This is a genomic window from Kitasatospora sp. NPDC056138 (genome assembly GCF_042264695.1).
GTDB lineage: Bacteria > Actinomycetota > Actinomycetes > Streptomycetales > Streptomycetaceae > Kitasatospora.
In genome coordinates this window covers 193,043-209,397 of sequence record NZ_JBHJVK010000002.1, presented here as the reverse complement: position 1 = coordinate 209,397, position 16,355 = coordinate 193,043, and the positions used below count along the sequence as shown (strand labels likewise).

Genomic DNA, 16,355 nt, shown 5'->3' with positions numbered 1-16,355 from the left:
GCGGTCCGCACCGCCGATGCATCCGCCGCCCCGGCGTCTCGGCGTCTCGTCCGCAGGAGCGGCGCTAGAGCCCCCACAGGCCCTTGCCCAGTGTGGTCAGCCCGCCGGCGAGGGCGAGCAGCAGCACGGTGCGCCGGGCCCGCCGCTCCGGCACCCGGTCCGCGAGTGCCTTTCCGACGACCGCGCCCGCGGTGATGCCCGCCGCGACCAGCAGCCAGGCCGGTCCGGTGAGCCGCGGAACTCCCTTGGCGGCGATGGAGAAGGCGTTCACCAGCACCCCGTAGAACTGCGCGTTGGGTACGAACTCCCGGGTGGTCCAGCCGGCGTTCACCGCGTACAGGGACACCGCCGGACCGCCGACCCCGGCGGAGGAGTTCATGAACCCGCTCACGGCACCTGCCGCGAACGCCCCTCGGACGCCTCGCAGGGCGGGCACCCGGGCACCGCTCATCACCAGCAGCACGGCGCCGCTCACCAGCGCCCCCAGGCCGGCCAGCAGTGTCGGCTCGGGCAGCCGGGTGGCCACCCAGGAGCCGGCCGGGACGGTGCAGGCGGCGGCCCCGACCAGCGGGAGCATCGCGGTCAGCCGCACCTGCCGCCAGCTGCCTGCGAGCCCGACCGCGCTGATCGCCCCCGCCGCACAGTTGGACAGCACCACCCCCTGTGCCGGGCCGAGCAGCAGCACCAGGACCGGCGCCGCGACCAGGGCGAACCCGATCCCCGCCAGCCGTTGCACCGACGCGCCCAGCAGGACGGTGCAGCCCAGCAGCAGGTCGGCTGCCCAACCACTCGTCACAGACGGCTCCTCACGGGTACTCCCGGTCGACGGCGGCCCCCTCGTCCGCCGCCGCACGCCGCACGCCGCACGCCGAACGCCGCATGCCGCACGGGCGGCGCCGCCGCTCCGGGAAGCCCCATCCTCCTCCCGGTGCGGCGCAACCGACAGGCTGACGTCAGTCGACCGGCAGGAGGCGGACCCGCTCGCCCTGGGCCTCGGACTCCTCCGGCCCGGCGGCCGACCAGGTCTGACGAGCGGGCCTACGTGTCCCTCGGCACCGGCACCGCTGCCGCACCGGTCGGCCGGCTCCGCCCGCCATCGACACCGGCAGGGACCGGCGAGGACAGCCGGAAGGCGACATACAGCAGCACCGCGGTGAGCGTGCCCAGCGGTACCCGGACCAGGAGTCCTGCCGCCTGGACCAGGAAGAAGTACGGCGGCTGCGGGGACGTGCTCAGAACGACGGCCTGCCAGTGCTCCAAGACCTCGATCACGAGGGCGCCCAGCAGCACCACCGGCAGCACACGCAGGACGGTGCGCCGGCCACCGTGGGAGAGTCCCCAGGCCCGGCGGAGGCCCTGCCCTTGAAGGAGGATCACCATCGGCAGCAGCGCGGCGGCGAAGGCCAGGTACAGGGAACCCAGGTAGACCACCGCCATCGCGGGCGAGAAGACGACCGCGGTGTACGTCTCGATGTCGATGTGGATCAGCAACCTCAGCAGGCCGAGGACATCGAGTGCCACCAGCCAGGCCGCCAGCCGCCCGATCCGCCGCGGGTCGGGCCGCAGTGCTGACAGGATCCCGTGGCCGCCGTCCAGGATCCGCAGCTTCGCGGACCAGCCCCAGGCGGCGATGAGGCCGCTGACGGCAAGTCGCAGCGTGTCGCTCGCCGCCCACAGCCCCGAGCCGCCGAGCGTCGTGCAGAACGTCAGCACGGCCAGGTCGGCCGCCCCGAACAGCACCTCCACCGCGAGCAGCCGCCACCAACAGGCCGCCGGGGTAAGCCGTATGAGCCCCCACCAGGTACTGCGGGGCCGCTCAGCCAATTCGATCACCGGGCGACCGTAGCCCATCGGCGGTGCCTGTGCATCGCCATATCCGGCTGCGCGCTTCCGGTCCGTTGCGAAGGCCGGAACGGGGATCTGCGACTCGTCGCCCAGGACGTTCCTCGGCAGTGGCCGGACGCGCCGAAGCGCCGCGCTGGGAAGCCCCCTCCTGCCTCCCAGTGCAGCGCCTGCGCAGACGGTCGGTCAGTCGGCCAGCGGGAGGTAGACCCGGTTGCCCTGGGCCGCGAACTCCTCCGACTTGGCGGCCATCCCGGCCAGTGCCTCGGCGTCGTAGCCGGACGGGACGGCGGTGGAGCCGTCGCCGTGCTCGTTGCGGATCTGCTGGGAGATCTTCATCGAGCAGAACTTCGGGCCGCACATGGAGCAGAAGTGCGCCGTCTTGGCGGGTTCGGCGGGGAGGGTCTCGTCGTGGAACTCGCGGGCGGTCTCCGGGTCGAGGGCCAGGTTGAACTGGTCCTCCCAGCGGAACTCGAAGCGGGCGTCGGAGAGCGCGTCGTCCCAGGCTTGCGCGCCGGGGTGGCCCTTGGCCAGGTCGGCGGCGTGGGCGGCGATCTTGTAGGTGATGACGCCGGTCTTCACGTCGTCCCGGTTGGGGAGGCCCAGGTGCTCCTTGGGCGTGACGTAGCAGAGCATGGCGGTGCCCCACCAGGCGATCATCGCGGCGCCGATGCCCGAGGTGATGTGGTCGTAGCCGGGGGCGACGTCCGTGGTCAGCGGGCCGAGGGTGTAGAACGGCGCCTCGTCGCAGATCTCCTTCTGGAGATCCATGTTCTCCTTGATCTTGTTCATCGGGACGTGGCCCGGTCCCTCGATCATCACCTGGACGTCCTTGGCGCGGGCGATCCGCCCGAGCTCGCCCAGCGTCTGCAGCTCGGCGAACTGCGCCTCGTCGTTGGCGTCCGCGATCGAGCCCGGACGCAGGCCGTCACCGAGCGAGAAGGTGACGTCGTAGGAGCGCAGGATGTCGCAGAGCTCCTCGAAGTTGGTGTAGAGGAAGTTCTCCTGGTGGTGCGCCAGGCACCAGGCCGCCATGATCGAGCCGCCGCGCGAGACGATGCCGGTCTTGCGCCGGGCCGTCAGCGGGACGTAGCGCAGCAGCACGCCCGCGTGGACGGTCATGTAGTCGACGCCCTGCTCGCACTGCTCGATGATGGTGTCGCGGTAGACCTCCCAGCTCAGGTCCTCGGCCCTGCCGTCGACCTTCTCCAGCGCCTGGTAGAGCGGCACGGTGCCGATCGGCACGGGGGAGTTGCGCAGGATCCACTCGCGGGTGGTGTGGATGTTCCGGCCGGTGGAGAGGTCCATCACCGTGTCGGCGCCCCAGCGGGTCGCCCAGGTCATCTTCTCCACCTCCTCCTCGATGGAGGAGGTCACCGCGCTGTTGCCGATGTTGGCGTTGATCTTGACGAGGAAGTTGGTGCCGATGATGGCCGGCTCGACCTCGGGGTGGTTCACGTTCAGCGGGATGACGGCCCGTCCGGCCGCGACCTCGGCCCGGACGAACTCCGCCTCCAGGCCCTCGCGCAGCGCGATGAACTCCATCTCCGGGGTGACGATGCCCCGCTTGGCGTAGCCGAGTTGGGTCACCGCGGCCCCGTCGCGACCGCGCAGCGGGCGGCGCGGTCGGCCCGGGAAGACCGCGTCCAGGTTGCGCAGGTTGCCGCCGCGCGGCGAGGTGTGCTTGATCCCGTCGTCCTCCGGGCGCGCCTCGCGGCCGTCGTACTCCTCGACGTCGCCGCGCTGGCGGATCCACGGGTCGCGCAGCGCGGGCAGGCCGCGGCGGACGTCGGGCTCGTACGCGGGGTCGGTGTACGGGCCGGAGGTGTCGTACAGCGGAACGGACCTGCCGTTGGTGAGCCGGACCTCGCGGAACGGGACCCGCAGGTCGGGCCGGGAGCCCTCGCGGTACGCCTTGCGCCATGCCGGGGTCGGGTAGCCGGTGCCCGCGCTGGTGACGGCCTCGGACGTGCTGCGGGCAGGCTGCTGTGCATCAAAAGTGGTCATGTCGGACCCTCTACTCCCTACGCCGGCATTACCCGGTCCAGGTTCCTGCGGTCGGCGCAGCGTTCGGTACGCAGGTACCGGTCAGCGCCCTCTCAGCCCGGTGCTCCGAGCTCCCGTGTCGGCAGGCGGTGTTGCCTGCGTCAGACGTCCAACACCGTAGCGGGCGGATCGCAGCTGGTCCAGATGGGTTCCGGTCGTCCGGGGCGGCGGGCAGACTGGGGCTCATGGTGGGCTACACGGGCCGGGTCACCGGCAGGGTCGGTGCCGGACTGGTGGGCGAGGTGCTGCTGCACGTGCCCGAGCGGCAGGGGACGGAGGCGTTCCTGGCGTACCCGTCGGTGGCGGACGAGACGCTGACGGTCGGCACGCCGGTGGTCGTGGTGGAGTACCAGCCTCCGCGCACGGTCTACGTGGTCCGTGCGCTGGCCTGAGACCGGTCGGCCCGGGACCGGTCGGCCGATGGACGGTCAGCCTGCGCCCGGTCGGCCCGGGAGCACTGCGAGACGTGAAGCCTGACGCGAACTCCGTCAGGTTCCGCGCGGACGTGGTGGAGGCGGCATCCGACTCGTCCGCATTGTCGCCACGTTGACGCAATCTTGACGGGTTCGATGCAGAACACGGACCGCCCGAGCTTCCCAATGGATCTCGCGGGGCGCAGAATTTCCTGCTGCCACCGGTTCCGCGCCATTCCTGCACAACAGAGCGCAGCCACGGAACCGGTGCCCTGAAGGGGGAGAAAGCCGATGTTGATCGGCGCCGTGGGAGCCGTCGTTGCTCTCGTTGTCATCGTGACCGTCTTCAAGCTCATGTGGCGTGTGGCCGAGCCGAACGAAGCACTGGTCATCTCCGGATCCAGGCACCGCGCCGAGGGGGTCGGCGAGAGCATGGGATTCCGGATCGTCACCGGGCGGGGAACGCTCGTGACGCCCGGCGTGCAGGTGGTCCGCCGACTGTCGCTCGACCTCAACGAGGCCGACCTGGATGTCGAGTGCGTGACCTCGCAGGGAATTCCCGTGCACGTCAAGGGAGTTGTCATCTTCAAGGTCGGCGACGACGCGGTTTCGATCGCCAACGCCGCCCGCCGCTTCCTGGACCAGCAGAAGCTGATGGGCCAGCGGGTGCACAACGTCTTCGCCGGTCACCTCCGGTCCATCGTCGGTGGGCTGACCGTGGAGGACATGATCCGCGACCGCGAGCGGCTGACCGGGGAGACCCGGGCCGCGTCCGGCTCGGAGATGGAGAAGCTCGGTCTGATCATCGACTCGCTGCAGATCCAGGAGATCCTCGACCCGACCGGCTACATCACCAACCTGGCCGCGCCGCACGCCGCCGCCGTCCAGCGGGACGCCCGCATCGCGGCCGCCGCGGCCGACCGGGCGGCCACCGAGGCCGAGCAGGAGGCCTTCGCCCGCAAGGCCGAGGCGACCCGCAACTCCGGTATCCAGCAGGCCGGTTACCAGGCCGAGATGGACACCGCCGCCGCCCGCGCGCTGCAGGCGGGCCCGCTGGCACAGGCCGCCGCCCGGCAGGAGGTCGTGGTCCAGGAGACCAAGGTGGCCGAGCTGGAGGCGCACCGCAAGGAGCAGCAGCTCCAGGCGGACGTCCGCAAGCCGGCCGACGCCCGTGCCTACGAGACCCGTACCAAGGCCGAGGCCGACCGTGACGCCCGTATCTCGGCGGCCCAGGCACTGGCCAAGGAGACCGAGCTGAAGGCCGCCGCCGAGGCGAACCGGGTGAAGATCGCCGCCGGCGCCGAGGCCGAGGCCACCCGGGCCCGGGGTCTGGCCGCCGCCGAGGCGACCAAGGCGACCGGTCAGGCGGAGGCCGCGGCCGCGGAGGCCAAGGGTCTCGCCCAGGCCGAGGCGGCCCGGGCGCTGGGTCTGGCCGAGGCCGAGGCGATCAAGGCCCGCGCGGCCGCGCTCGCCGAGAACCAGGAGGCCGTGGTCGCCCAGCAGCTCGCCGAGAACTGGCCCGAGATCGTCCGTGCGGGCGCCGAGGCCTTCGGCAACGTGGACCACATGGTGCTGCTGAACGGTGCCGACGGCATGGGCGAGATGTTCGCCAAGGCGCTGACCATGGGCGGCACCGGCCTCGGCCTGGCCCGCCAGCTGCTCTCCGCGATGAACGCCGGCGGCGAGGGCGGTGCCGCGGTGGCCGCTCCGGGCGTGACGGCCACCGGCGCCGCCGCGAAGCCGGTCAGCCAGGCGATTCCGGTGCAGGAGCAGCAGGGCTGATCCGCTGACCGGCACAGCACACCGGGCCCGGTCGCCTTCGTCGGCGACCGGGCCCGGTGCGGTGTTCAGGGAAGTCTCGGAGCCGGGGGTCAGGCGTGCTCGGTCTCGGCGACGACCAGGCCGTACAGCCGGCCGGCGAAGGCGTTCCCGACCACGATGCCGAGGACGATCGCGCAGACCATGAAGACCGAGCCCAGCCAGGCCATGGTGGCCACCGGCAGGGTGTACGCGCCGATCACCTTGGCCACGCACTCGGCCACCAGCACGGTGCCCCAGACCAGCGAGAAGGCCCGCTCGTGGCGCCGGAAGGACACCGTGGCACCCGCCGAGGCCGCCGTGCCGGACGCCAGCCGGTCCCAGGCCGCCGACTTGGCGGCGTCGCCCTTGACGATGAAGGGCCGCATCCCGGCGGTCATCATCGGACGTCCGGCGAGGACCGAGCCCAGCACGGCGAGGCCGATCACGCTGCTGATCGCACCGTCCTTGGCGATCATCAGCCGGGCGTCCCCGGTGACCAGCGAGAGACCGATGCCCACCAGGTTGACCACCAGCACCAGGGCGGCGAACGCGTTGAGCGAGCGCTCGCGCACCAGCTGGGCCCCGGTGCGGACGGCGGGCACCACGCTGGAGATGGTCAGCGAGGCGACCAGGCCCAGGCCGAACACAGAGTGCGCCGCGTAGTAGGCCAGCAGCGGCAGTGCGACGTCGATGAGCAGCGGCCGGAGCGGGGAGCCTTCGCCGTGCTCCGCCGTGGTCTCGGCGGGGCGCTCCATCGTGCTGCCGGTGGTGAGTGCCATGATCCGTGCCTCCGTGTCGGTCCGTGCCGCGTGCTTCCCTGTGCCTCAAGAATCCCGTCCGGGGCCCGGTGCCCGGCAGTGCCTGCCGTCCGGGAAGCGCCATGACGGATGTCATGGTTGAGCTGATCGCCCGTCACGGCTGAGTACCCGTACTCAGGCCGCCGGGCGGCGCCGGGCAGAAGCATGGAGGACATGAACCTCCAGACACCGGGCGTCGGCATCACCGCCGTGGGCTCCTTCCTGCCCGAGCAGGTGCTGACCTCGCGGGAACTCCAGGACCAGGTCGCCTCCGGCAGCGGACTGCGGCTGCCTGAGCGGATGTTCGAGAAGGCCACCGGCATCGTCACCCGGCGGTTCGCGGCGGACGGCGAGTACGCCTCGACGCTCGCGCTGGGTGCCGGGCGCCGCGCGCTGGCGGCCGGCGGCTACGACCCGCTCGACATCGACCTGCTGCTGTACGCCTCCGCCACCCGGGACGTCATCGAACCGGCCACCGCCCACCTGGTGCAGGCCGAACTCGGCTCGCGCGCCCACGCGTTCGACGTCTCCAACGCGTGCAACAGCTTCATCAACGGCATCGACGTGGCCCGCGCGATGATCCTGGCCGGCCGGGCCGGGCGCGCCCTGGTGGTCACCGGCGAGACGCCCAGCCGGGCGATGCGCCGCGACCCGGGCGGACTCGCCGAGCTCCGTGCGGGTTTCGCCGGCTACACCTTGGGCGACGCGGGTGCGGCCGTGGTGGTGGAGGCGGTGCCGCACGGCGGGATCCTCGACGTCGAGACCGAGACCGCCTCCGAGCACTGGACGGTCGGCGGCATCCCCGGCGGCGGGTCGCGGCACCCGCGCGGCGACGAGTACAGCTACTTCCACGGCGGGGGAAAGGAGTTGCGCGGCGTCTTCGAGAAGATCGGCGGCGACATCCTCACCCGGGTGGCCGCCCGCACCGGCCTGGGCTGGGACGCGTACGCCCGGGTGCTGGTGCACCAGGTGACCGTCCCGTACCTGGAGCGCTTCGTCGAGCTGACCGGGGTCCCGGCCGATCGGCTGGTACTGACCGTGCCCGAGCTCGGCAACATCGCCAGCGCCACGCTCGGCGTCCAACTCGACCGAATACGGGGAGAGTTGCAGCGGGGAGACCGGGTTCTGCTGGTGGGCCTCGGTGGCGGTGTCAGCCTGATGACGATGGTCTGGGAGGTCTCGTGAGCGAGCTGTGGGTGGTCGTCCCCGCGTACCAGGAGGAGGCCCGGATCCGGGGCACGCTGGACGCCCTGCTGCGCCAGCGGGACCGCGACTTCCGGCTGCTGGTGGTCGACAACGGCTCCAGCGACCGGACCGCCGAGCTGGTAAGGGAGTTCGGCGGGCGGGCACCCTTCCCGGTCGAGGTGCTGGTGGAGACCGAGAAGGGCGTCGGCTGTGCGGTCGACACCGGGTTCCGGCACGCCATCGCCGCCGGCGCCACCGTGCTGGCCCGCACCGACGCCGACTGTCTGCCGCAGCCCGGCTGGACGGCGGCGGCGCGGGCGGCCGTGCTCCGCTCGCAGGGCCTGGTCTGCGGCCACATCGAGGCCCGCCACGACGAACACGGGCCGGTCGGCCGCGCGGTGTTCCGCACCCTGGTCGGGCTCGGCGCCGCGTTCGGCCGGGTCCGGCCCGCGCACCACCGCCGACACGGCTACCTGGTCCCCTACCGGATGCACGCGGGCAACAACATGGCCATCGCCGCCGAGCTGTACCTCGCGGTCGGCGGCATGCCCCGCCGCCCGTCCCCGACCGACCGCACCTTCATCAACCGGGTCCGCCGGCACACCACCGCGATCGTCCACAGCCGGGACATGGTGGTGCACAACTCCACCCGCCGGATCCGCGCCTACGGCGTCCTCGGCACCGCCCGCTGGTACCTCGAACGCGGCAGCGGCGGCCGGGGTGTGGACCCCCGCTGAGGAAACCCCGGCCGGTCCACCGCCCCCGGGGGCGCACCGCGCGCTCCGAAGGTCCGCCCCGCACCGTTCCCGACCCGTTCACGCACCCGACCGGAGCCACCCGATGCTGGAACACCTCGCGCGCACCCTCCGCCAGGGCGCCGACCGGCCCGCCGTGCTCGGCACCTCCCGCACCGGCGCCACCCGCGTCCTGGCCCGCTGCGGCGAACTCGCCGACCTCGCCGACGGCTACGCGGGCGCCCTGCACCAGCGGTACGGCCTGCGCCCCGGAGACACCCTCGGGGTGGCCGTCCGCCCGGGACCGCGCGCCCTCGCCGTCCTGCTGGCCGCCCACCGGCTCGGGCTGTGCACCGCCGTCCTCGACCCCTCCGCCGGCCCGGACGTCCTGCTCTCCCGGCTCTCCCTCGCCAAGCCCGCCCTGGTGCTCGCCGACGCCGCCGCCCAGGCGGTCGCGGGCTGGGCACAGCCGCTGGCCGGTCGGGCCGGCCTGGCCCTGCCGCCGCTCGCCGCCCTCGGCCCGGTCGCCACGGTCGGCCCGCGCGCACCGGGCTGCGCCCCCGCCCTGCGGCCGGCCCCGATCGCAGCGCCCGGGTGGCACGACGGCGACGGCGACGCGGTGGTCGTCTTCACCTCGGGGACGACGTCCAGCCCCCGCGCCGTGGTCCACAGCCGCAGCGGCCTGGCCGCCGGGATGCGCACCGTCACCGACCTGGTCCGGCCGCAGCCCGGGGAGACCGTGCTCGGCGGCACGTTCTTCGTCCTCGTCCCCTCACTGGCGGCCGGTGCGACGGTCGCCCTGCCCGCCCGCTCGACCCGCCTGCTCCAGCGCCAGATCCACCGGCTGCGGCCCGCCGAGACCTACCTCACCCCACCCCGGCTGCGCGGCCTGGACACGTTCACCGGCCGCGTCTGGACCGGCTCCGCCCCGGCGAGTGCCGAACTGCTCGGCCGGGTCAAGCGGGCCGGCGCCCGGGAGGCGTGGGGCGTGTACGCGCTGACCGAGCTGTTCCCGGCCGCCGCCGTGGAGGAGTCCGAGAAGGCCGCCCACGGCGGCGACGGCGACCTGCTCGGCCACCCGCTGCCCGGCGTCGGGGCCAGGCTCTCTCCCGAGGGCGAACTGCTGCTCACCGGACCCGCCGCCCGCACCCGCTACCTCGGGGAACAACCCGACCCCTGGGTCCGTACCGGCGACCGCGCCCGCCTCACCACGGACGGACGGATCGTGCTCGGCGGGCGCTGCAAGGACATGGTGCTGCGCCGCGCGGAGAACATCTACCCCGGACTGTACGAACCCGCGCTGCACCTGCCCGGTGTCGAACTCGCCGTACTGGTGGGCGTACCGGCCGCCGAGGAGGGCGACGAACGGCTGGTCGCCCTGGTCCAGCCGCAGGCCGGGGCCGACCGGCGACGGCTGCGCGCCGCGCTGGAGACCCCACTGGCCCGGATGGGCAGCGCCCGCCCGGACGCGCTGCTCTTCGCCGACGTCCCGCTCGCCGGGCGCTCCCGCAAACCCGACCGGGCCGCGGCCGCCCGGCTGTGCGCCCGGACGCTCGCCGCCCGCCGCCGGGCATGAGCGGGCAGCCCTCCCGGAGCGCGGAGAGGTGCGGTACCCCGGGGCACGGCAGGGTGGGCGAGCGGCTCGGCACCGCGTCGGACGCGGCACGCTCGACCAGCCGTGCGCCCCGGGCACCCGCACCGGGCGCTGCCGAGGCCCCGGGTGTCCGTGCGGCTCCCCGTGCCCCGGCCGGAGCGCCGTGTCCGCCCACCGGCAGGTTCCCGGCCCCCGGACCACCGGCCTCCGGATCACCGGATCACCGGATCACCGAACCCTCAAGGAGCCGTCCCCGTGAGCCCCGAAGCCCGGCGCCGTGACCGCCAGGTCTACCTCCGCAGCCACCCCGCGCTGTTCGCGCTGCTGGCCGCGACCCGACGCCGTCCGGTGGTGCGGCTCGGCCGCACGGTGCTGGTGCACGGCCCGGAGGCGTACCGCGAGGTGCTCACCCGGGTGCCGCTGGACCGCACGGCCGCCGGGACGACCGGCGGCGCCGCCGCACAACTCACCGACGGGGGGCTGCTGTTCGACCAGGAGGGCACCGAGCACCGGAGCGCCCGCCGCGCACTGGCCGAACAGCTCGGCACCCGGGGTGTGGCGCGGCTGCGTCCGGTCTGGCAGCACGTCCTGGACCGGCGGCTCGCCGAACTGCCCCACGGTACCGACCTCGTGCCGATCGTCCGCGAACTCGCCGGTGCGACCGCGGCCGCCCTGACCGGCAGCACCGCCGCACCGCTCGACCTGGCCGGGGCCGCGGCCGACGCCGCCTCGGCCACCGCCCGCGAGCATCTGCCGAGCCTGCTGCCGAGGCGCCGGACACCCGATGCGGCAGCCGAGTTGACCGGCATGCTGCCCGACCCGCTGGACGCGATGCTCGCCGTGGCCGCCGTGAACACCACCGTGGCCGCCCTTCCGCGCGCCGCGGCCTGGTGCGCGGACGCCGGCCTCTGGGACCGGATCCCGGCCGTCCCCGGACCGGAACTCGTCGACGAGCTGCTGCGGTTGACCGCGCCGTCACCGATCCTGCCCCGCGTCGCGGCCGCCACCGCCCCCGGCACCACCGTCGCGGGCTGCCCGATCCGGCCGGGCGACCGGCTGGTCCTGGTGGCCCGGCACGCCGCGGAGTCCCACCGCGACACCCCGGCCAACCCCGCCGCCGCCGCTCAGGCGGTCTTCGGCGCAGGACCGCACGCCTGCCCGGGAGCCCGCCTCGCCCGCGCCCAACTCGCCGACTTCCTGGCCGCCTTGGCCAAGCACCGCCCCACCGTCGTACGCGCCACGGTCGACCGCCGGGCCGCCCTCCCCGGCTACTCCGCCCTCATCGTCCGGCCGGCGGGCCCGCGCCCGCACGCGCACTCCGACCACCCCGGCACCCGTCCCTCCCGCCCGGAAGGCCCGTTCCCATGCGCATAGCCGTCACCGGCGCCAGCGGCTTCTGCGGTTCGCACGTCGCCCGCGCCGCCGCCGCCACCGGGGCCGAAGTGCTCTGCCTCGGCCGCCGCCCCGGACCGACCGGGCGGCACGTGTACTGGGACGCCGCCGCCCCGGTGTCCGCGGGCGTGCGCACCGCACTGCGCGGGGCCGACCTGCTCGTCCACTGCGCGGCGGCGGTCGGCGATCCGACCCCGGGCTCACCCGCCGAGGCGGAGCAGTACGCGGTCAACGTGGCGGGCACCGAGCGGCTGTTGACGGCCGCCGCCGGCCGGCCGGTGGTCTGGGTGAGCAGCGCCAGCGTGTACGACCCGAGGCTCGGCCGTCGGCTGGTCCGCGAGGACCACCCCACCGCCGGCGGACACCTCAACGCCTACGGCCGGACGAAAGCCGCGGGTGAGCGGCTCGCGCTCGCCACCGGCGCGGTCGTGCTGCGCCCGCGCGCGGTGTACGGGCCGGGTGATCCGCATCTCGTACCGCGGCTGCTGGCACGAGTCCGGCACGGCGTCCTGCTGCTGCCGGGCGGGGACGTCGACCTGAGCCTGACCGCGGTGCAGAACCTGGCCGACGCCTGCCTCGCGGCCGCCGGCTGGGCACCCGGCGCGTACAACATCGCCGACCGGCTGCCGTACCGCCGCGACGAGGCCGTCCGGCAGGTGCTCCGCGCACACGGGGTCGCCGACCCCCGGGTGGTCCATCTCCCGCTCCGGGCGGCCCGCTTCGCCACCGTAATCGCCCGGGCCGCCCGAACCGTCGGACTCGACCGGGCCGCCGGGCTCACGCCGTACGCCGTGGACCAGCTCGCGCACAGCGTGGTGCTGGACACCGCCCGTGCCCGCGGCCAGGGCTGGACACCCCGCTGGGACCTGGGCACGGCGTTCGCCGGCGGAACGCCGACGGGCCCCGCCGCTCCCCCTGCGGGGAGGACGGGGCCCGTCCGGGCTCCGAGCTGAACCGGCCGCCCGGGTCAGCTCTTCGCGGCCTTCTTCACCAGGATCACCACCGCGGCGGCGAGACCCACCACCACCAGGCCCTTGATCAGCAGCCCGATCAGCGAGCTCACCACGCCCACCACGAACCAGAGCAGGTTCCACGCCAGGACCAGGACCAGGATCGGGACAACGATGTTGCGCACCCAGGAGGGCAGCGACTTCCAGAGCTCAGCCATGTCGGTTCCTTCTCTCCCCTCGGGCCGGCGCCGGCTCTTCCGTCGCGTCCCGTCCGCTTTCGATACGTCGATCGTACGGGCGTCCCAGCACGTAAACGAGCCTCCCAGCCCCCCATAGAACCCCGAGATCCCCCCGAGTCCGGGCCCAGGGATACCCCCAACCCGACCGTCGCTGGAACCGGCACCGCCCGCCTCCCCGGGGAGCCCGCCGGGGGCCGTCCGACCGGTCCGCGGTGATCGGAGCGACCGTCAGACCGGCCAGCTCTCGGCGTGCCAGGCGGCGTCCCAGAACATCCACTCGTAGCGCGACGTCGTGGTGAAGTGCTCGACCATCCGGCGCCGTTCGGCGGGCGAGATCTCCTCACCGAGCCGGTCGGTCAGCGCCAGCACCCGCCGGACCACCGACTGGAACGCCTCGTCGCCGTACGTGGAGATCCACTTGGCGTACAGCGGGTCGGGCGAGGACTGTGCCAGCAGCTGCTCGCCGACCCGGGCGTAGATCCAGTAGCAGGGCAGCACCGCGCCCACCGCCTCGGCGAACGAGCCGCCGTAGACGGTGGCCAGCAGGTAGCTGGTGTAGGCCCGGGTGGTCGGCAGCACCGGTTCGGCGGCGGCCTCGGCGGCCGTCTCGCCGAAGACGTCCAGGAACTCGGCGTGCATCCCCTGCTCGGCGGCCAGCGCCCCGATCGCGTCGTCGGCGAACGCCCGGACGTCCTGCTCGCCCGGGGCCTTGGCGGCGCAGACGGCCAGCGCACGGGCGTAGTCGCGGAGGTAGTGCGAGTCCTGGATGACGAAGTGCCGGAAGGCCTCGCGCGGCAGGCTGCCGTCGGTGAGCCCGGCGATGAACGGGTGGTCGAGGATCTCCGCGTAGATCGGTGCGATGGCCGCCCAGAGCTCGGCGGTGAGCGAGCCGGGCTGCTCGGCGGTGTGCGAAGAGGACACGGTGTGGACTCCCTCCCTGTCCCGGGCAGGAGCGTCCCCGTGCCACGGCCAGGTTCTGGCGGTCGGCGCAGCAAGACCCTCGTCACAGAAGGACCGTTCAGCGCCCTCTCAGCCCGCTGCTACGGGCTCCCGCGGTTCGGTTGCGTACCCGGCCGACCCTACCGTCCGAACGCCCCGCCGCCCACGGCCGGTTCAGTCCTCGGGCGGGGAGAAGATCACCAGCACCCGCAGTTCCTCGGTGATGTGGTGGAACCGGTGCGGCACCCCGGCCGGGACGAAGACCACGCTCCCCCGCCCGACCGTGGTCGTCTCCGAACCGACGGTCAACTCGGCCCGGCCGCTGATGATCTGGTAGATCTCGTCCTGCGCGTGCGGCGACTGGGTGTCGGTGTCGCCGGGCGAGAGCGCGTACAGCCCGGCGGACATGCTGCGTTCCTTGAGGAAGCGGAGGTACGCGCCCTGGTTGGCGGCCCGTTCCGCGTCCAGCTGGTCCAACCGGAAGACCTTCATCGGGATCGCTCGCCTCCTCGCCCGGCCGCCCCGGACCGGAACACCCACCGCCTGCACGCCGGATGCATTCAACCGCATCCGGTGCGGGCCGCCGCACCGCGGAGCCGCCGGCCCGGTTTGGCTTTCGGCCCGAGTGCGGTACGCCTAGGGACGACACACACTCATCGCAGATTGGATGCGGGCCGACCCGTGAAGCACTTCGTCATCAAAACGCTCATCAACGCGGCCGCCATCTGGGTGGCCGCCTGGATCGTCAACGGGATAGACCTGACGGCGGACGGCTGGCAGCACAAGACCGTCACCGTGCTCGCGGTGGCACTGGTCTTCGGCGTGGTGAACTGGCTGATCAAGCCAGTGGTGAAGCTGTTCTCGCTGCCGCTGTTCATCCTCACCCTCGGGCTGATCACTTTTGTGATCAACGCCCTCATGCTGATGCTGACCTCCTGGGCCTCCGGCAAGCTCAGCCTGGACTTCCACGTCGACAGCTTCTGGGCGGCGCTGTTCGGCTCGCTGATCATCAGCCTGGTGTCCTGGGGCCTCCACCTGGCCTTCGGGGACGACGAGGACTGACACAGGCCGCGATCTCGTCCCGCGGGCCCGCCGTTCACCGCGGCGGGCCCCGCACGGGGCCTGGTCCGGGCCGGGAGTCGGTGCCGACTTCGGCACGCGGGCCTCGGCGGGGCGCAGGCGTCAGCGGGGTGCAGGCGTCGGCGCAGCGCGCGCATCAGCGGGGCGCGGGTCTCAGCGGGACCCGGGGCTGAGGATCAGGGCCAACTGCGCGTCCAGGTCTCGGCCGGTGCGCTCCTCGCCCATCGGCACGAGCCGGTCGGTGCCGGCCAGGAAGGCGATCAGCGGCGGCGACGGGGCGCGCAGCACGGCGTCGCCCTCGGGCGAGCGCAGCATGACGCCCACCTCGGAGAGCTCCTCCCCGACGGGGTGGATGTGCACATCGCCCTCGCCGGTCGGGCTGCTGATCCCGTCCAGCAGCAGCTCCCGCGCGAACACCCAGGTCACCGGAGCGTCACCGGGCAGGTGGAAGGTCAACCGGATCGCGTACGGGTCGGCGGGGTCGTACGCGAGATCGACCACGATGCGGAAGGAGAGCTCGTTCGAGACCACGAGGTTCATCACCACGTGCCCCTGGACCGTGCTGTGCATGCGCGCGTACCTCTCGTTCTGCCCGGCCTGCCCCGGCTGTGCGTCTGTCATGGCCCCCGCGTCCGCCTTCAAACCCACCGTTCACGTCTGGGGATGAACCGGATAAGAAGTGCTTTTTCACGCGGCAACCCCCGTCTCGCCCCGGACGCCCCACTCCCGGACCGGCCCTTGCGCACAGCGCGAACGACGGCGACATCGCCCCCCGGCGGAAAGCGCAGCCGCTCCGCCGCGGCGGCCGACCGGGCGGGCCGCACCGCCGTCAACCACCGCAGCGGCAGGGCTCGTTCGGTGACCGTCGAGGACGTGAGGAGCTCCCACCCGTGGTGGTCCCGCGACCTGTTCCATAGCCGTTCCAGTCCCCGACGCGGAGGTGGCTGCTCCGCCTGCCCGATTCGCGCTCATTGCAGCACAGGGCGAGCATGCCTGCAATCATTCCCAGCAGCACAATGCCCGAAAAACCTTCGCATCAATCGAATTAGTGTCTACTTGTCCATAAAATCGAAGGCAAAGACAGAGCCAAGGCTTGCCATCGAAGATCCACAGTGGCTACACCCCCACTCGCCGGACCACACCCCCGGGCACACCGAATCATCCGTTCGGCGGAACCGGGCACTCCCGTTCGTGCAACGGCACGGGTTTCGGGCAGGCCCCTGCGCGGGAGACTTCCGCACAACGCTCGCGCCCCGGAGGTGGCCATGCCAGGCCCCGTCCGCCCGGTCGTCAAACGCACGGCTCGGGCCATCCTGCTGGAGCTGGACCCGGACGACCCGCACG

General features: G+C 73.2%; 16 protein-coding genes and 1 riboswitch. Of the genes, 8 read left to right on the top strand and 8 right to left on the bottom strand.

Features of this window, described 5'->3' with window-relative positions; translation table 11 throughout:
- Positions 1-64: 64 nt before the first annotated feature.
- The 3 genes from ACFC1R_RS02470 to thiC form a co-directional block, all read right to left on the bottom strand.
- Positions 65-796 carry a sulfite exporter TauE/SafE family protein gene (locus ACFC1R_RS02470; RefSeq protein ID WP_375931354.1) on the bottom strand — a complete coding sequence of 244 codons (732 nt, stop codon included), beginning with the start codon at positions 794-796 and terminating at the stop codon, positions 65-67.
- 242 nt (positions 797-1,038) lie between these two features.
- Positions 1,039-1,833 carry a hypothetical protein gene (locus tag ACFC1R_RS02465; protein ID WP_375931351.1) on the bottom strand — a complete coding sequence of 265 codons (795 nt, stop codon included), beginning with the start codon at positions 1,831-1,833 and terminating at the stop codon, positions 1,039-1,041.
- 195 nt (positions 1,834-2,028) lie between these two features.
- Positions 2,029-3,849: a phosphomethylpyrimidine synthase ThiC gene (gene thiC, locus ACFC1R_RS02460; protein ID WP_375931348.1), complete on the bottom strand. Its 1,821-nt coding sequence runs from the start codon at positions 3,847-3,849 to the stop codon at positions 2,029-2,031.
- Positions 3,847-3,976: riboswitch (TPP riboswitch) on the bottom strand. (Overlaps the previous gene by 3 nt.)
- A gap of 97 nt (positions 3,977-4,073) precedes the next feature.
- Between thiC and ACFC1R_RS02455 the strand changes: the two genes are divergently transcribed.
- Both ACFC1R_RS02455 and ACFC1R_RS02450 read left to right on the top strand, forming a co-directional pair.
- Positions 4,074-4,280: a hypothetical protein gene (locus ACFC1R_RS02455; protein ID WP_375931345.1), complete on the top strand. Its 207-nt coding sequence runs from the start codon at positions 4,074-4,076 to the stop codon at positions 4,278-4,280.
- 312 nt (positions 4,281-4,592) lie between these two features.
- Positions 4,593-6,083 carry an SPFH domain-containing protein gene (locus ACFC1R_RS02450; RefSeq protein WP_375931342.1) on the top strand — a complete coding sequence of 497 codons (1,491 nt, stop codon included), beginning with the start codon at positions 4,593-4,595 and terminating at the stop codon, positions 6,081-6,083.
- A gap of 89 nt (positions 6,084-6,172) precedes the next feature.
- On the opposite strand, the gene ACFC1R_RS02445 is transcribed toward ACFC1R_RS02450, so the two are convergent.
- Positions 6,173-6,880: a VC0807 family protein gene (locus ACFC1R_RS02445; RefSeq protein ID WP_375931339.1), complete on the bottom strand. Its 708-nt coding sequence runs from the start codon at positions 6,878-6,880 to the stop codon at positions 6,173-6,175.
- A 192-nt stretch (positions 6,881-7,072) separates the two neighbouring features.
- On the opposite strand from ACFC1R_RS02445, the gene ACFC1R_RS02440 reads away from it, so the two are divergent.
- The 5 genes from ACFC1R_RS02440 to ACFC1R_RS02420 all read left to right on the top strand — a co-directional run bounded on the left by ACFC1R_RS02440 (position 7,073) and on the right by ACFC1R_RS02420 (position 12,756).
- Positions 7,073-8,083 (top strand): 3-oxoacyl-ACP synthase III family protein, encoded by a 1,011-nt coding sequence (locus ACFC1R_RS02440; protein ID WP_375931336.1) that lies wholly within the window; start codon positions 7,073-7,075, stop codon positions 8,081-8,083.
- Positions 8,080-8,820 (top strand): glycosyltransferase family A protein, encoded by a 741-nt coding sequence (locus tag ACFC1R_RS02435; protein ID WP_375931333.1) that lies wholly within the window; start codon positions 8,080-8,082, stop codon positions 8,818-8,820. Before ACFC1R_RS02440 ends, ACFC1R_RS02435 begins: the two co-directional genes overlap by 4 nt.
- Positions 8,821-8,923: 103 nt before the next feature.
- Positions 8,924-10,393: a class I adenylate-forming enzyme family protein gene (locus ACFC1R_RS02430; protein WP_375931330.1), complete on the top strand. Its 1,470-nt coding sequence runs from the start codon at positions 8,924-8,926 to the stop codon at positions 10,391-10,393.
- A 273-nt stretch (positions 10,394-10,666) separates the two neighbouring features.
- Positions 10,667-11,785 carry a cytochrome P450 gene (locus tag ACFC1R_RS02425; protein WP_375931327.1) on the top strand — a complete coding sequence of 373 codons (1,119 nt, stop codon included), beginning with the start codon at positions 10,667-10,669 and terminating at the stop codon, positions 11,783-11,785.
- Positions 11,776-12,756, top strand: coding sequence for an NAD-dependent epimerase/dehydratase family protein (locus tag ACFC1R_RS02420; RefSeq protein WP_375931324.1), 981 nt, complete (start codon positions 11,776-11,778; stop codon positions 12,754-12,756). Before ACFC1R_RS02425 ends, ACFC1R_RS02420 begins: the two co-directional genes overlap by 10 nt.
- A 14-nt stretch (positions 12,757-12,770) precedes the next feature.
- Here ACFC1R_RS02420 and ACFC1R_RS02415 read toward each other — a convergent pair whose 3' ends face one another.
- From ACFC1R_RS02415 to ACFC1R_RS02405, 3 genes are all read right to left on the bottom strand, one after another.
- Positions 12,771-12,971 carry a DUF5326 family protein gene (locus tag ACFC1R_RS02415; RefSeq protein ID WP_375931322.1) on the bottom strand — a complete coding sequence of 67 codons (201 nt, stop codon included), beginning with the start codon at positions 12,969-12,971 and terminating at the stop codon, positions 12,771-12,773.
- Between the two features lie 249 nt (positions 12,972-13,220).
- Positions 13,221-13,913: a thiaminase II gene (gene tenA, locus ACFC1R_RS02410; protein WP_375931319.1), complete on the bottom strand. Its 693-nt coding sequence runs from the start codon at positions 13,911-13,913 to the stop codon at positions 13,221-13,223.
- A 192-nt stretch (positions 13,914-14,105) separates the two neighbouring features.
- Positions 14,106-14,423, bottom strand: coding sequence for a cupin domain-containing protein (locus ACFC1R_RS02405; RefSeq protein WP_375931316.1), 318 nt, complete (start codon positions 14,421-14,423; stop codon positions 14,106-14,108).
- Positions 14,424-14,612: 189 nt separating this feature from the next.
- On the opposite strand from ACFC1R_RS02405, the gene ACFC1R_RS02400 reads away from it, so the two are divergent.
- Entirely contained in the window at positions 14,613-14,993 is a 381-nt protein-coding gene (locus tag ACFC1R_RS02400; RefSeq protein WP_375931313.1) for a phage holin family protein, read from the top strand.
- Positions 14,994-15,164: 171 nt separating this feature from the next.
- Here ACFC1R_RS02400 and ACFC1R_RS02395 read toward each other — a convergent pair whose 3' ends face one another.
- A complete protein-coding gene (locus tag ACFC1R_RS02395) occupies positions 15,165-15,581 on the bottom strand; it encodes an SsgA family sporulation/cell division regulator (RefSeq protein WP_375931657.1) in 417 nt (138 codons plus the stop codon).
- Between the last annotated feature and the right edge of the window lie 774 nt (positions 15,582-16,355).

Bases quoted from the DNA above. Each gene is read 5' to 3' on its own strand.
- ACFC1R_RS02440 (WP_375931336.1), top strand. From the start codon at position 7,073: ATGAACCTCCAGACACCGGGCGTCGGCATCACCGCCGTGGGCTCCTTC.
- ACFC1R_RS02415 (WP_375931322.1), bottom strand. From the start codon at position 12,971: ATGGCTGAGCTCTGGAAGTCGCTGCCCTCCTGGGTGCGCAACATCGTT.
- ACFC1R_RS02450 (WP_375931342.1), top strand. From the start codon at position 4,593: ATGTTGATCGGCGCCGTGGGAGCCGTCGTTGCTCTCGTTGTCATCGTG.
- ACFC1R_RS02430 (WP_375931330.1), top strand. From the start codon at position 8,924: ATGCTGGAACACCTCGCGCGCACCCTCCGCCAGGGCGCCGACCGGCCC.
- ACFC1R_RS02420 (WP_375931324.1), top strand. From the start codon at position 11,776: ATGCGCATAGCCGTCACCGGCGCCAGCGGCTTCTGCGGTTCGCACGTC.
- ACFC1R_RS02445 (WP_375931339.1), bottom strand. From the start codon at position 6,880: ATGGCACTCACCACCGGCAGCACGATGGAGCGCCCCGCCGAGACCACG.
- ACFC1R_RS02405 (WP_375931316.1), bottom strand. From the start codon at position 14,423: ATGAAGGTCTTCCGGTTGGACCAGCTGGACGCGGAACGGGCCGCCAAC.
- ACFC1R_RS02455 (WP_375931345.1), top strand. From the start codon at position 4,074: ATGGTGGGCTACACGGGCCGGGTCACCGGCAGGGTCGGTGCCGGACTG.
- thiC (WP_375931348.1), bottom strand. From the start codon at position 3,849: ATGACCACTTTTGATGCACAGCAGCCTGCCCGCAGCACGTCCGAGGCC.
- ACFC1R_RS02395 (WP_375931657.1), bottom strand. From the start codon at position 15,581: ATGCACAGCACGGTCCAGGGGCACGTGGTGATGAACCTCGTGGTCTCG.